Here is a 13,848-nt window from a genome sequence, read left to right on the forward strand (position 1 = left end):
ACCGCTGACGATCACCTCCCCCCACCTGCCCATCCATCCGCACCTGTGCCTCCACCTCCAGCGAACCGGTTGGAGCGTCACGAACCGAAGGGAAACCCCCGCATGCCCGCCCTGACAACGACGTCCGACGGTTTCCTGCTGCACGGTGAACCGTTCCGGATCATCTCCGGCGCGATGCACTACTTCCGCGTCCACCCCGACCAGTGGGCCGACCGGCTGCGCAAGGCCCGGCTGATGGGCCTCAACACCGTGGAGACGTACGTCCCCTGGAACCTCCACCAGCCCGAGCCCGGCACGCTCGCCCTCGACGGCATCCTCGATCTGCCGCGCTATCTGCGGCTGGCCCAGGCGGAGGGGCTGCACGTCCTGCTGCGGCCCGGCCCGTTCATCTGCGCCGAGTGGGACGGCGGTGGCCTGCCCTCCTGGCTGACCACCGACCCCGACATCCGGCTGCGCTCCAGCGACCCCCGCTTCACCGGTGCCATCGACCGCTACCTCGACCTGCTGCTGCCGCCCCTCCTGCCGTACCTCGCCGAGTCGGGCGGTCCCGTCATCGCCGTCCAGGTGGAGAACGAGTACGGGGCCTACGGTGACGACGCCGCGTATCTCGAACACCTCGCGGAGGCCCTGCGCTCGCGCGGGATCGGGGAGTTGCTCTTCACCTGCGACCAGGCGAACCCCGAGCACCTCGCGGCCGGCAGTCTCCCCGGGGTGCTCACCACGGGCACCTTCGGCAGCAAAGTCGCCGCCTCCCTGGAGCAGTTGAGGGCGCATCAGCCCGAAGGGCCGCTGATGTGCGCGGAGTTCTGGATCGGCTGGTTCGACCACTGGGGCGAGGAGCACCACACCCGGGACGCGGCCGACGCCGCCGCCGACCTCGACCGGCTGCTCTCGGCGGGCGCGTCCGTCAACATCTACATGTTCCACGGCGGCACCAACTTCGCCTTCACCAACGGCGCCAACCACGACCACGCCTACCAGCCCATGGTCACGTCCTACGACTACGACGCCGCCCTCTCCGAGAACGGTGACCCCGGACCGAAGTACCACGCCTTCCGCGAGGTGATCGCCCGGCACGCACCCGTCCCCGACGAGCCGGTCCCCGCGCCGAGCGTCAAACTTCCGCCCACCCCCGTCGCGTTGGGGGAGCGGGCGCCGCTGCTGCCCCATGTGGGGCTCCTCGCCAAGCCCGTGCGCACCGAGGACCCGGTGACCATGGACGAACTGGGGCTGCGCGCCGGATACGTGCTCTACCGCGCCACAGCCCCCCTCGCGGGTGACGGACTGCTGCACTTCGCCGGTGGAGTGGGCGACCGGGCGCAGGTGTTCGTCGACGGCGCCCCCGTCGGCGTCCTCGAGCGCGAGCGGCACGACGAGTCCCTGCCCGTCCGGATTCCCTTCGCCGGAGCGTCGGTCGAGGTGCTCGTGGAGAACATGGGCGGGGTCAACTACGGGCCGCGCATCGGCTCGCCCAAGGGGCTCCTCGGTGCGGTCACCTTCAACGGTGACGCCCTGCGCGGCTGGGACAGCCACCCCCTCAACCTGGACGACCTCAGCGCGCTGCCCTTCGCCCCTTCGGACGCGACCCAGGCCGCTCAACCCGCCTTCCACCGGGGCACGTTCGAGGTCAAAACCCCCGCGGACACCTTCCTGTCGCTGCCCGGCTGGACCAAGGGTCAGGCCTGGATCAACGGCTTCCACCTCGGCCGCTACTGGAACCGCGGACCGCAGCACACCCTCTACGTGCCCGCGCCCGTACTGCGCCCGGGCGCCAACGAGTTGCTGCTCCTCGAGCTCAACGCCACCACCTCCGCCCAGGCCCTGCTCACCGACGCCCCCGACCTGGGCCCGGTGAAGCCATGACCCGGCACTCCCTCCGGGTGCCCGCGACCGCCGAACCCCCGCTCACCGGCCATCTGCCCTTCTCCGACGCACCGGGAGTCGCTGATCCGATCGGGGTGACCAGCCGCTGGTTCACCCGTGGCGGCCGCCCCTGGTTCCCCGTCTCCGGCGAGTTCCACTACACCCGCTATCCGGCCGCTGAGTGGGAGGAGGAGCTGCTGAAGATGAAGGCGGCCGGAGTGACCGTCGTCGCCGGCTACCTCATCTGGATCCACCACGAGGAAACCGAGGGCCACATCCGCTTCGACGGCGACCGCGACCTGCGTCGCTTCGCCGAACTCTGCGCCCGCCACGGCCTGGACTTCATCCCGCGCATCGGGCCCTGGAGCCACGCCGAGGTACGCAACGGCGGGCTGCCCGACTGGCTGCTCGCCCGCACCCCGGCACCCCGCACCGACGACCCCGCCTACCTGGAAGCCGTACGCGACTGGTTCACCGCGGTCGGCGAGCAGTTGAAGGGGCTCGACCGGGCGCACGGCGGCCCGATCGTCGCCATCCAGATCGAGAACGAGCTGTACGACCAGCCCTGTCATCTCCTCACCCTGAAGCGGATGGCGCAGGAGGCCGGGCTGAGCGCCCCGCTCTGGACCTCGACGGCGTGGGGTGGCGTCCAGCTCCCGCCCGACGAACTGCTTCCGTTGTTCGGCGGCTACCCCGAGACCTTCTGGACCGAGTGGGACGGCGGCTGGCCCGACACCTGCCGCAAGCACTTCTTCTTCACCCACCAGCGCGACGACGAGGGCATCGGCGCCGACCTGCGACCGACCCGTGTGCGGGGCGGCGAACCGGCGCCGACCGACCGATTCCCCTGGGCCACCTGCGAGTTGGGTAGTGGGATGGCGGTCGCCTACCACCGCCGGCCCCGCGTCGACGCCGCCGACGTCGGCGCGCTCGGGCTCACGAAGATCGGGTGCGGCTCGGTCTGGCAGGGCTACTACATGTTCCACGGCGGCACCAACCCGCAGGGCGAACTGACCACCCTCCAGGAGTCCCACGCCACCGGCTACCCCAACGACCTGCCCGTCCTGACGTACGACTTCCAGGCGCCGCTCGGCGAGTACGGGCAGTACCGGCCCTCGTACGACGAACTGCGCCTCCAGCACCTGCTGTTGGCGGACTTCGGCGAGCGCGTCGCGCCCATGGAGTCCGTGCTGCCCGAACGGCGGCCGGCCGGGCAGGGCGACCGGGACACCCTGCGGTGGGCCGTCCGGAGCGACGGCCACTCCGGATTCGTCTTCGTCAACAACCACCAGCCGCACGAGCCGTTGCCGGACCACCCGGACACGTCCTTCACCGTCGCCCTCCCGGACGGTCACGAACTGACCTTTCCCAGCGCGCCGGTGACGATCCCTCAAGGTGCCTACTTCTGCTGGCCGTTACGCCTCGACGTGGCAGGGCTGCGGCTCGACTGGGCCACCGCCCAGCCGGTGTGCACGGTCGACGTCGGCGGACGTACCGTCCTGGTGCTGGCCGCCACGGACGGAATCCCCGTCGAACTCGCCCTGGACATCGCGACGTTGAGGTACGTGCACACCCCCATGGGGAAGGTCGTGTCCGCCGGTGGACGCTTCCTCGTCACCGGGCTGCGACCCGGTAAGGACGCGCTCGTCGAGGTCGGGACGCCGGACGGCGGACAGGTCGGCCTGCTGGTGCTGGACGCGGCGACCGCCCGTACCGCCTACCGGGGCACCGCCTGGGGCGCCGAGCGGCTGTTCCTCTGCGGTGACGGCGCCGGGGTCGTCTTCGACGAGCCGGCCGGTCAGGTACGGGTGCACAGCCCGGCGGCGGAGACCTCGCTCGCCGTGCTGCCCGCACCCGAGCGGCCCCCAGGCGAGAACCTGACCGTCGCCTGCGACGGGGTGTTCACCCGCTACACGCTTCCCACCGGCGGAGCGTCCGGCACCCTCGACGTGTCCCTGGTCCGGGCCGCCGGGCCCGCCCCCGACACCGTCACCGGCGTACTGGGCCGGGCCAGTGCCCCCGCCGACACGTACTTCGACACGTCCGCCGCCGAGTACCTCATCGCCGTACCGGACGAACTCCCGCGCCCCGGAACCCTGTTGCGCGTCCACTGGACCGGAGACGTCGCCCGCGCGTACGCGGGGGACACACTCGTCGCCGACCAGTACTTCTCCGGGCGGGTCTGGGAGATCGGCCTCGACCGGCTGCCGGACGACGCACTGCGCGCCGCCGGAGGACTGCGGGTCAGGGTGCTGCCGTTCCCGGCCGACCCGCCCGTGTACCTGCCGGTGCCCGTGCCGGCGGGGGAGGCCACGGTCGCGCGGGCCGAGTGGGTCACGGTCCGGACTCACGTCGTCACGGGGTAGGACCTGTCCGTGGTCAACCCCGTCCGGCGGCCTATCCTGTGGGCCAGCCGGGCGGGGCACGACCGCCGCGCGAACAAAGCCGAAGGATGCGACCCCCATGACCCGAAGTGCCGGTGGCGGCGCCGCTCCCAAGGGACGCAGCCGACGCAACTTCGCGGGCACCCGACCGGTGATGGACGACGTGGCACGGCTCGCCGGTGTCTCCAAGCAGACCGTGTCACGGGTGCTCAACGACAACCCGGCCGTCCGGGCCGAGACCCGCGAGTCGGTGCTGGAGGCCATGCGGTCGCTCGGCTACCGGCCGAGCCGCAGTGCCCGGTCACTGGCGAGCGGGCGGACCCGGATGCTCGGGGTGATCTCCTTCGACGCGGCCCGCTACGGTCCCGCCTCCACACTCACCGCGATCAACACCGCCGCCCAGGACGCGGGCTACCTGGTCAGCTCCATCGCCCTCGACACCGCCGACCGGGACACCGTCGTCCAGGCCGTGGACCGGCTGTCGGCGGAGGGCGCCGACGGGGTCATCGCCATCGCCCCGCAGCGGCGCGTCGGCAGGGCCCTCGCCGAGGCCCACCTCGACATTCCCCTCGTCGTGATGGACAACGCCCTGGGCGACGACACCCCCATGGTCACCGCCGACTCCCGCGGCGGGGCGCTCCTGGCCACCGGACACCTGCTGGGACTGGGCCACCGTACGGTGCGGCACATCGCCGGACCGGCCGGCTGGACGTCCGCGGAACGCCGGGCCGCGAGCTGGCGCGAGACCCTGGAGAAGGCCGGGGCCGAGGTGCCCGAGCCGCTCGTCGGCGACTGGAGCGCAGACTCCGGGTACGAACTGGGCCGGCGGCTCGCCCGCGATCCGGACGTCACCGCCGTCTTCGCCTCCAACGACCAGATGGCGCTCGGCGCGCTGCGCGCCTTCCACGAGGCCGGCCGTCGGGTCCCGGACGACGTCAGCGTCGTCGGCTACGACGACATCCCGGAAGCCGCCCATCTGCTGCCCCCGCTCACCACCGTCCGCACCGACTTCCAGGAGATCGGCACCCGGTCGCTGAGGCTGCTCCTCGCGCGGATCGACGGCGGGGAGGAAGCGGCCACGGGCATCGGCGCGGTGGTCTCCGTCATCCCCGCCCACCTCATCGTGCGACGCAGCACGGGCCGCGCACCCGCCTAAACTGGCGCGGTGGTGACAGGTACGGGCAACACAGGATTCGACGATCCGTCCGCCGAGGTGCTGGCCGAGGCCGCCGGAGCCTTCGGCCTGCTCGCCTCGCCCGCGCGACTGCACATCATGTGGGCGCTGGCGCAGGGCGAGAGCGATGTGACGGGGCTCGCCGAGCGGGTCGGCGGCGCGCTGCCCGCCGTCAGCCAGCACCTCACCAAGCTGAGACTCGCCGGGCTCGTACGCTCCAGACGCGAAGGACGCCGCCAGGTGTACCTCGTCGACGACCCGGACATCGTCACCGTCGTACGGCTGCTGGTCGGACGGCTGACCGACCGGGCCGAGGGCGCCCCCGTACGGCATCTCCGTGGAGTCTGAACTCCTTACGCCGCACCGGCTCGACAGCCTCTCGCGCGCGCTGACCGACACCGAGGCCGAGGCGCGGGCGGCGGCCTTCGGGGAGAACGTCGTGCCGTCCGCCCGGCCGGTCGGGTGGCCCGTCCGGTTCGTCCGGAGTCTGCGCGACCCCTTCACCGCCGTACTGCTCTGTCTCGGGCTCGTCTCGGCCGCCGTCACGGCCTGGGGGACGGCCGCGGTGATCCTCTTTCTGGTCGCGGTCAGCTGTGTGCTGCGCGCCTCGGGAGAACATCAGGCGGAACGTTTCCTCAGAGGGCTGCGCGAGCTGGTCGCCGGTACCGCGACGGTCCTGCGCCGGCCCCAGGAGGGCGGGCCGCCGCTCGCCCGGGAGATCCCGGTCGCCGAACTGGTGCCGGGCGACGTGATCCGGCTCGGAGCCGGAGACCTGGTCCCGGCGGACGTGCGGCTGCTGCGCGCGGCCGGGCTGACCGTGCACCAGGCGCCGCTGACGGGCGAGTCGGCGCCGGTCGCGAAGGACGCGCGGCCGGGTGCCGCGGACCGGGGCGTGTTCGCGCGGCCCGAGCTGTGCTTCCAGGGCAGCGCCGTCGCCTCCGGAAGCGCCACCGCCGTGGTGGTGGCCACGGGGGCGCGGACCCAGTTCGCGGGTGCGCACAGGACGGTCGCGGCGCGGGACAGGAGCGACTTCGACCGGTCGTTGCACGGGATCTCCTGGGTGCTGATCCGGTTCATGCTGCTCGCCCCGCCGCTCGTGCTCATGGCGAGCGGGGCGCTGCGTCGGCAGGGACCGGAGACGCTGCCGTTCGCCGTCGCGGTGGCCGTCGGACTGACGCCCGCGATGCTGCCGGTCGTCGTCGGCATCTGCCTGGCTCGTGCGGCCTCGGGGCTCGCCCGCGCGCACGGGGTCGTGGTGAAACGCCTGCCCGCGCTGCACGACCTGGGCGCCGTCGACGTCCTGTGCGTCGACAAGACCGGCACCCTCACCCGGGACCGGCCGGTCGTCGAGCGGTCCACCGACGCCGCCGGACGGGACGATCCCCAGGTGCTCGACTGGGCCGCCACGGCCGCCTGGTGGACCCTCCAACTCGCCGAACCGCCCACCCCGGACGCCCTCGACGAAGCCCTCCTGACGGCGGCGGGACCGGTCGGGGAACGGTACGACGGGGTGGCCGCGCTGCCCTTCGACCCGGTGCGGCGGCTGACCACTGCGGTGGTACGGGGGCGACTCGGGACCCATGTCCTCGTCGTCAAGGGCGCCGTCGCGGACGTCGTCGAACGGTGCGCGCTGGACGCCGCCGAGCGGGCCCGGCTTCTCTCGCGCGCCGACGGACAGGCGGCGAGCGGACTGCGCCTGCTCGCCGTCGCCACCGCCGAGCGGCCCGCGCGCACCCGCGAATGGACCCCGGCCGACGTACGCGACCTGACTTTCCGGGGGTTCGTCGCCCTGCGGGACGACCTCGCGCCGACCGCCGCCGCAGCCCTGCGCGACCTCGCCGCGCTCGGGGTGGACGTGAAGATCCTCACCGGCGACCATCCGGGCACGGCCGCCCGCGCCTGCCACGACCTGGGCCTCGATCCCGGGGAGGTCGTGGACGCGGACGCCGTGGCCGGCCTCGGCGACGCCGAACTGACGGACCTGGCCCGCCGTACGACCGTCTTCGCACGCTGCGCCCCCGCCCACAAGGCCCGGATCGTCGCCGCGCTGCGGGCCGGCGGGCACACCGTCGGCTTCCTCGGCGACGGGACGAACGACGTGCCCGCGCTGGGCGCCGCCGACGTCGGGATCGCGCCGCGCGCCGCCGTCGACGTGGCCCGCGAGAGCGCGGACGTCATCCTCGGGGACTCCGGGGACTCCGGGGACTCCGGGGACCTCGGGGACAGGAACCTCGCCGCGGTCGCCCACGCCGTCACGGCCGGCCGGCACAGCAGCGGCAACATCGCCACGTATCTGCGCGTCACGCTCTCCTCGAACCTCGGGAACGTCGCCGCGATGCTCGCCGCCGGACTCCTGCTGCCGTTCCTGCCGATGCTCCCGGCCCAGGTCCTCGCGCAGAACCTGTGCTTCGACGCGGCCCAACTGGCTTACGCCTACGACCGTCCCGCGCCCGGCGCCCTGGCCAGGCCGACCGCTGTGCGCCCCCGTGAACTCCTCCGGTTCCTCGGCGGGTTCGGCGCGCTCAACGCCGTCGCCGACCTCGCGACCTTCGGCGTGCTCGCCCTCGCCCTGCACGGTCCCGACGCCCTGGACGACCGGGCCGTCTTCCACTCGGCCTGGTTCACCGAGAACCTCCTCACCCAGGCCGTGGTGATGCTGCTCCTGCGTGGTGGCGGCGGCCGGATCCGGGGAGCCGTCGGACGGGCGGCGGCAGGGCTGGCCGCCGTCGGGCTGCTGCTGCCGCTGTCCTCCCTCGGGCCGCCGCTGGGGCTGGTGGGGCTCCCGGGGTCGTACTACGCCCTTCGTGCGGTCGTGCTGGGGCTGTACGGGGGTGCCCTCGCCGTCGCCCGGCGGTGGCCGTTTCCCGGGTGAGGACTCCCCGGTCAGCCGTAGGTGAGGTTCGAGCAGGGGTTGTCGTCGGCCGAGCGGGCTCCCTCGGTGACGTCCTTCGGGATCGCGGTGGGCTTCGGCGCGGCCGTGGAGCCGCCCTTGTACGACTTGCCGACGACGACGTTGACCCCCGCACCCGGCACCGGTTGCATGGCGGCGCCCGGGAAGACGCGGGCCGCGGTCTGGGCCTCGGACTTGTGGCCGGGGCCGTACTCGATGACCGTCGTCGCGTGGTCCTGGCTGCGAGCGGTCGCCGTGCCGGTGACCGTGAAACCGTCGGAGGTCAGCTCGGCGGCGGCCTTCGCGGCCAGGCCGGTGACGGTGGTGCCGTTGTAGACGGTGACGGTGATTCCCTTGCCGGACACGGGAGTCGGGGCGGCCGAGGGCCCGGCACTCGGCGCGGCCTTCTTCTTGCCGCTCGCGTCCTTGCCGTCCAGGGTGCGGTCCGCCTTGAGGGCGGCCCAGAGGTCACTGGCGTCCGGTTCGACGATCGCCACGCGATCCCCCGCGTACCGCCAGGGGATCGTGACGAACTTCGTGTTGTGCAGGTCGATGTCCTTCAGCGTCATCGCGAAGGAGATCAGCTTGTCGGCGGAGCCGAGACCGGGGTCCACGGTCAGCGACTTGGTGGCCGCGTCGGCGAGGGGGAGCAGTTTGGTCGGGCTCAGACCGTTGCTCTTGACCTCCTTCAACAGGCTCGCCACGAAAGCCTGCTGGCGCTTGATCCGGCCTATGTCGGAGCCGTCGCCGATGCCGTGCCGGATCCGGACGTAGTCCAGCGCCTTCTGCCCCGAGACCTCCTGCTCGCCCTTGTCGAAGAGCAGCTTGCCGCGCGTGGTCAGGTTGGGGTTGAGATCACGCTGGTACAGGTCCTGGGGAAGGCACACCTTCACCCCGCCCACCACGTCGGTCAGCGCCGCGAAGCCCTTGAAGTCGACGACGACGGTGTGGTCGACGCGCAGACCGGTGATGCTCTCCACCGTGTTCTGCGTGCACGCGGGGTTGCCCTTGGCGGTCTCGCCGACCGAGAACGCCTCGTTGAACATCTGGCCCCGCCGGGCGGTCGTCCACTTGCCGTCGGGCAGCTTGCAGGGCGGGATGGTGACCAGGGTGTCGCGGGGTATGGAGACGGCGACGGCGTTCTTGTGGTCGGCGTAGATGTGCAGCAGGAACGCGGTGTCGGAGCGCCCGATGTCGTTCACGTCGCCGCCGCCGAGCGCGGCGTTGCCGTCGTTGCGCGCGTCCGAGCCGATGACCAGGACGTTCTCGCCCTTGGACGAGCCGGCGGAGGGGCGGTTGTCCGCGATGCCGCCCGCGTCGAAGGTCTTGATGTCACCGTCCAGCTTCAGATAGACCCAGCCCGCGCCGGCCGCGAGGAGCAGCAGGAGCGAGAGGAAGATCGCCAGTGCCAGCCGCCCGCGCCGCCCCGGCTTCCGCCGCCGGGTACCCGCGGCGGACCGGCTTCGCGGGGGTACGGCTGGCCTGCTCGTGCTGGTGGTCATCGGCGCCCTTCTCACGTCTCACCCTGGTTGTACAGTTGCGCAAAGTGGCAACTGTTATGTCTGACGAAGGAAAGGGCGGTGAGGTTGTGCTCCGGAACGGACTGGAACCCTGGCACCTGCTGGTGGTGGCCATCGTGTGCATCGTGCTGTTCGGCTCGAAGAAGCTGCCGGACACGGCACGCGCCCTGGGCCGCTCGATGCGCATCCTCAAGAGCGAGGCGCAGGCGCTGAAGGAGGACGGGGCGGCGAGCAGGCCGACGGGGGAGACATCTTCGCAGGTGAGTGGCGGTGTCCCGGCTGAACCTGTGGTCGGCCGGCCCGAGCCCGTCCGGACCGAGGCGGCTGCGGCCGAGGCGCTTGCCGACCGACGGGAGCCCGTCGCCGATCGGTAAGATCATCGACATGGCCGCTTCCGAACCGACCATCCTCGCGACCTCCGGCGGACACCGCACCGGCGGCCGGACCATGGTGGCGTTCGACGCCCTCGTCCATCACGCCGTGGACCTCTCAGGGGTCCACGGCCGCAGACCGCGCGTCCTGTACGTCGGTACGGCGATCGGGGACGCCGAGCACTTCACGGCCCGCATGGGTGAGGCCGCCCGGGTCGCGGGCTTCGACCTCACGCCGCTGCACCTCTTCCCCATGCCCAACCTGGACGACGTCGAGGGCACGGTGCTTGACCAGGACGTCGTCTGGGTCATGGGTGGCTCGGTGGCGAATCTGCTCGCGGTCTGGCGGGTGCACGGCCTCGACCGGATCATGCGGCGCGCCTGGGAGGCCGGCGTGGTGCTCAGCGGGGTGAGCGCGGGCTCCCTCTGCTGGTTCAGAGGGGGCACCACCGATTCCTTCGGCCCCGAACTGAGGCCGCTCACCGACGCGCTGGGTTTCCTTCCGTACGGAAACGGCGTGCACTACGACAGCGACGCGGGCCGCCGCCCGCTGGTCCACCGGCTTGTCGCCGACGGCACCCTGCCCACCACGCACTGCACCGACGACGGGGTCGGCCTCGTGTACCGAGGGACCGAACTCGTCGAGGCAGTCGCGGAGTTGCCGGGCAGGGGTGCCTATGTCGTCAGGTGCGAGGGAGACACGGCGGTGGAGGAACGAATCGAGCCGCGCAGGCTGCCCTCGCCGTCTCCCTGACCGTCGTCCGTCGCCGGGGCCTCCGTGGAGTCCATGGCGGCCTTGCCCTGCTTCTTGTCCTCGCGTCGCTGGCGGCGGCTGACCCGGGGTTCCTGGTCGGGAAGCCAGCCGAAAGCCATGCAGCTGCCCACGGCGCCCAGGGCGAGGCCGACGAAGAAGCCACCGAGGTTCGAGGTGACCCAGGTGCCCAGCGTCAGCATGATGCCGACGATCGAGTAGAACAGCCGTTGCGTGGGGTTGAAGAGGATCAACAGACCGACCACCACCATGAGCGCCGGCAGCATGAAGCCTGCCAGGCCCTGCATACCCAGGTGCACGACGATCTTCAGGGAGACCTTCATCGTGACGAGGATCTCCACCCCGCCCAGGGTGAGCAGCAGCCCGCCCACGAACGGACGGTGGGCCCGCCAGTTTCTGAAGGCGGGCCCCACCCCCTCTTGCTCGATGCCGGACATCAGCAACCCGACGAGCTGAAGCTGAGCTTCAGCCCGGGCAGCTTGAACACGGCTGCGGTGGTGGCGTAGTTGGTCGACCGCAGGTTGGCGATCCGGATGCTGTCCGCCTGCTGGCTGAAGACACCGGCCGGACCCTGGACGCCCGCCTTGGTGAGCGTGCTGGCGTCGTTGCCGATCTCGATGTTGCTGAAGGACGCGTCACCCGACTGCTCGGTGCCGTCGAGCGTGAGGTCGGTCGCGGACACCGGGGTGCCGTTGCCGCCCGCCTTGATCAGCAGGTTGACGCCACCGAGGTCGACGCTCTGGCACAGCTTGGTGATCGTCGCGTTCTTGATCGCGGTGGTGATGATCAGGACCTGGCCGCCGGTGTCGCCCTCGTTCGGGCTGTTCTCGATCATGTGGTCGAGGCCGCCGAACTGCTCGAAACCGGTGCCGTTCATCTCCGTGGCGGTGACCGTGAACGGCATGCCGGAGATGGCGAACTGGACGCCCAGGGCGCCCTGCGCGGTGAGAACCGCGAGTGAGGCGGCGACCAGAGTGGCCGGCACCGCCATCACGGCTGCGCGGCGCATGCGAACCCGCCCGCGCCGTTCGGTGCCCTTTCCGGCACCTTCGAAGAATTCGGACACGTTGGTGGATCCCGTGCCCGCGGAGCCTTCGGAAGCGTTACCGCTTCCTGGCTGCTCGGGGTTGGATCCAGCGGACGACGAGGCGTCCGAGGACGAAGCCATGGTCTGCTCCCAGTACATAGTCAGTGCGTCAATGCTGGTCACGCTTCAGTGGCACGTTGTCCTGGCGCGGACAGCGACTGTGGCGTTACGTCTCCTCGCAACTCCCGGCGGTTGCAAGGGCTTTCACGGTTACGCACCAGTAGCCGCCGAGGAAGTTACCCGTGGTTACTTTGAGGGGTCAAGGGAGTTGTGGAAAAAGGGTGCGGATTATGTTCCACCTGTGACTTTGCGGGTCGATCGCCGGTCGTCCGGGGTGTCCGAGAGGCTGCCGGCCGGCTTCTGAGGGGGTGTCGCACGGGCCGAGGGGGAGCGCGGAAGTTCACGGGAAAGTTCGACGAGCGACATCAACTTCCGTGAGACGTCTTGACGTTGACGGTCCCTCAGGTCTACAAACGAGCTGGTTTCCCCGGATCCGTGGCGCCGGATCCGCAGCGGTGCGAGTCACCGCTCTTCCCGGACTCTTTGCTTATTCCGCAAGTCCGCCCCCGAGGCACCGGCACGGCCGTTTCCCCCCTGGGCCGCCGCCGGGTCGCCCTGTCCCGCCCGGTCCGGTCAGGAAGCCTCCCTCCAAGCCTTCCTGCCGGTCACCGGCCGGTTGTCGTTGCCGGTCCGTCACGTACGGAGAAGGCGTTACGGGCCGGTAACGGCGTTTTTCCCGCGTCCTTCATGCGTCCCGCACGCGTACTTCCGCGCGCCCTGGCCTCCACGGCGCCACCCCCAACACCCCCAGCTCCAAGAAAGAGGCACCCGCATCATGCGTACTCGCACTCGCTCCGCCCTCGCCCTCGCCGCCGCCGTCGCCGGTCTCTCGGTCGCCGCGGTCACCCCCGCGTCCGCCGCCGACACCGTTCTCACCATCAACAGCGCGGCCGGCGACGCCGTCGCCGTGAACGACGTCCTCAGCGCCTCCCTCGCCACCGGCACCGCCGCCACCCTCTACTCCAGCGCGACCGGCACCAGCGGTGTCTCCTGCGCGGCGTCGACCTTCACGGCCAAGGTCGAGACGAACCCCTCCGCGCCCGGCACGGCGACCGAGTCGGTCACCGCGCACACCTTCGGCACTTGCACCAGCAATGTCCTCGGTGTTCTCGGCGTGACCAGCGTGACCGTCAACAACCTGCCGTACACCACCGCGGTGGGCTCCGACGGCTCCGTCACCGTCACCCCGGCCTCCGGTTCCACCATCCAGACGACCGTCGTGCTGCGCACCCTGCTGGGCAGCATCAACTGTGTCTACCAGGCGCCCAGCCTGACGGGCACGACCGGTGCCGCCGACAACAGCATCAACTTCACCGCCCAGGCGTTCACCAAGACGTCCGGTTCGGGCCTGTGCTTCGCCAACGGCTACTTCACCGCCAAGTACGCCCCGGTGACGGACGTGACGCAGGGTAACGCCACGGTCTTCGTCAACTGACGAACCGTCAATGAACGTCTGTGCTGCCGGTGTTCACCGGCGGCGCAGACGTAGGACAATGGCGGCGACCGCGGCGAGCAGTACAGCCGCGGCGGCGCCTGCGATCAGGTGCCGCGGTCCGGCATCGTCGGTGGCGGACGCCACCGGCGCGCCGGCCACGGTGCCCGCGGCCTGTGGGGCGGCGGAGTTCCCCCGACGGCGGCGGCCTGGACACCACGGCGGCCTGCCGGGCGGCGGTCACCGCGAACGGCGGGGCGCCCTTCACCTTCTGGGACAACCTGCGGGTCGCGAA

The 13,848-nt window shown here is 71.5% G+C and carries 11 protein-coding genes; 8 read left to right on the forward strand and 3 right to left on the reverse strand.

Annotated elements, in window-relative coordinates:
• Positions 1-102: 102 nt before the first annotated feature.
• From STRTUCAR8_RS18645 to mgtA, 5 genes are all read left to right on the forward strand, one after another.
• The gene (locus STRTUCAR8_RS18645) at positions 103-1,863 is read left to right on the forward strand and encodes a glycoside hydrolase family 35 protein (protein WP_006377389.1); all 1,761 of its coding nucleotides are present in this window, start codon (positions 103-105) and stop codon (positions 1,861-1,863) included.
• Positions 1,860-4,229 (forward strand): beta-galactosidase, encoded by a 2,370-nt coding sequence (locus STRTUCAR8_RS18650; RefSeq protein WP_006377369.1) that lies wholly within the window; start codon positions 1,860-1,862, stop codon positions 4,227-4,229. Before STRTUCAR8_RS18645 ends, STRTUCAR8_RS18650 begins: the two co-directional genes overlap by 4 nt.
• Before the next feature lie 97 nt (positions 4,230-4,326).
• Positions 4,327-5,403 carry a LacI family DNA-binding transcriptional regulator gene (locus STRTUCAR8_RS18655; RefSeq protein WP_006377388.1) on the forward strand — a complete coding sequence of 359 codons (1,077 nt, stop codon included), beginning with the start codon at positions 4,327-4,329 and terminating at the stop codon, positions 5,401-5,403.
• A 9-nt stretch (positions 5,404-5,412) separates the two neighbouring features.
• Positions 5,413-5,769 (forward strand): ArsR/SmtB family transcription factor, encoded by a 357-nt coding sequence (locus STRTUCAR8_RS18660; protein WP_006377371.1) that lies wholly within the window; start codon positions 5,413-5,415, stop codon positions 5,767-5,769.
• Positions 5,759-8,293, forward strand: a complete 2,535-nt coding sequence (gene mgtA, locus STRTUCAR8_RS18665) for a magnesium-translocating P-type ATPase (RefSeq protein WP_006377383.1) — start codon at positions 5,759-5,761, stop codon at positions 8,291-8,293. The genes STRTUCAR8_RS18660 and mgtA overlap by 11 nt, the downstream gene beginning before the upstream one ends.
• An 11-nt stretch (positions 8,294-8,304) precedes the next feature.
• On the opposite strand, the gene STRTUCAR8_RS18670 is transcribed toward mgtA, so the two are convergent.
• Positions 8,305-9,813 (reverse strand): LCP family protein, encoded by a 1,509-nt coding sequence (locus STRTUCAR8_RS18670; RefSeq protein ID WP_006377360.1) that lies wholly within the window; start codon positions 9,811-9,813, stop codon positions 8,305-8,307.
• Positions 9,814-9,899: 86 nt separating this feature from the next.
• Between STRTUCAR8_RS18670 and tatA the strand changes: the two genes are divergently transcribed.
• Together tatA and STRTUCAR8_RS18680 are read left to right on the forward strand one after the other, a co-directional pair.
• Positions 9,900-10,205: a Sec-independent protein translocase subunit TatA gene (gene tatA, locus STRTUCAR8_RS49850; protein WP_006377362.1), complete on the forward strand. Its 306-nt coding sequence runs from the start codon at positions 9,900-9,902 to the stop codon at positions 10,203-10,205.
• Positions 10,206-10,215: 10 nt separating this feature from the next.
• Complete coding sequence (locus STRTUCAR8_RS18680; protein WP_044472436.1) at positions 10,216-10,956, forward strand: Type 1 glutamine amidotransferase-like domain-containing protein; 741 nt, start codon at positions 10,216-10,218, stop codon at positions 10,954-10,956.
• Here the strand turns inward: STRTUCAR8_RS18680 and STRTUCAR8_RS18685 are convergent.
• Both STRTUCAR8_RS18685 and STRTUCAR8_RS18690 read right to left on the reverse strand, forming a co-directional pair.
• A complete protein-coding gene (locus tag STRTUCAR8_RS18685) occupies positions 10,878-11,411 on the reverse strand; it encodes a DUF6114 domain-containing protein (RefSeq protein ID WP_234372551.1) in 534 nt (177 codons plus the stop codon). The genes STRTUCAR8_RS18680 and STRTUCAR8_RS18685 overlap by 79 nt on opposite strands.
• The gene (locus tag STRTUCAR8_RS18690; RefSeq protein ID WP_044472438.1) at positions 11,411-12,142 is read right to left on the reverse strand and encodes a DUF6230 family protein; all 732 of its coding nucleotides are present in this window, start codon (positions 12,140-12,142) and stop codon (positions 11,411-11,413) included. The genes STRTUCAR8_RS18685 and STRTUCAR8_RS18690 overlap by 1 nt, the downstream gene beginning before the upstream one ends.
• A 754-nt stretch (positions 12,143-12,896) precedes the next feature.
• On the opposite strand from STRTUCAR8_RS18690, the gene STRTUCAR8_RS18695 reads away from it, so the two are divergent.
• A complete protein-coding gene (locus tag STRTUCAR8_RS18695; protein WP_006377377.1) occupies positions 12,897-13,556 on the forward strand; it encodes a hypothetical protein in 660 nt (219 codons plus the stop codon).
• Positions 13,557-13,848: the final 292 nt, after the last annotated feature.

Origin of the sequence: Streptomyces turgidiscabies Car8, assembly GCF_000331005.1 — a bacterium.
Lineage (GTDB): Bacteria > Actinomycetota > Actinomycetes > Streptomycetales > Streptomycetaceae > Streptomyces > Streptomyces turgidiscabies.

Bases quoted from the DNA above. Each gene is read 5' to 3' on its own strand.
- STRTUCAR8_RS18645 (WP_006377389.1), top strand. From the start codon at position 103: ATGCCCGCCCTGACAACGACGTCCGACGGTTTCCTGCTGCACGGTGAA.
- STRTUCAR8_RS18650 (WP_006377369.1), top strand. From the start codon at position 1,860: ATGACCCGGCACTCCCTCCGGGTGCCCGCGACCGCCGAACCCCCGCTC.
- STRTUCAR8_RS18655 (WP_006377388.1), top strand. From the start codon at position 4,327: ATGACCCGAAGTGCCGGTGGCGGCGCCGCTCCCAAGGGACGCAGCCGA.
- STRTUCAR8_RS18670 (WP_006377360.1), bottom strand. From the start codon at position 9,813: ATGACCACCAGCACGAGCAGGCCAGCCGTACCCCCGCGAAGCCGGTCC.
- STRTUCAR8_RS18680 (WP_044472436.1), top strand. From the start codon at position 10,216: ATGGCCGCTTCCGAACCGACCATCCTCGCGACCTCCGGCGGACACCGC.
- STRTUCAR8_RS18685 (WP_234372551.1), bottom strand. From the start codon at position 11,411: ATGTCCGGCATCGAGCAAGAGGGGGTGGGGCCCGCCTTCAGAAACTGG.
- STRTUCAR8_RS18690 (WP_044472438.1), bottom strand. From the start codon at position 12,142: ATGGCTTCGTCCTCGGACGCCTCGTCGTCCGCTGGATCCAACCCCGAG.
- STRTUCAR8_RS18695 (WP_006377377.1), top strand. From the start codon at position 12,897: ATGCGTACTCGCACTCGCTCCGCCCTCGCCCTCGCCGCCGCCGTCGCC.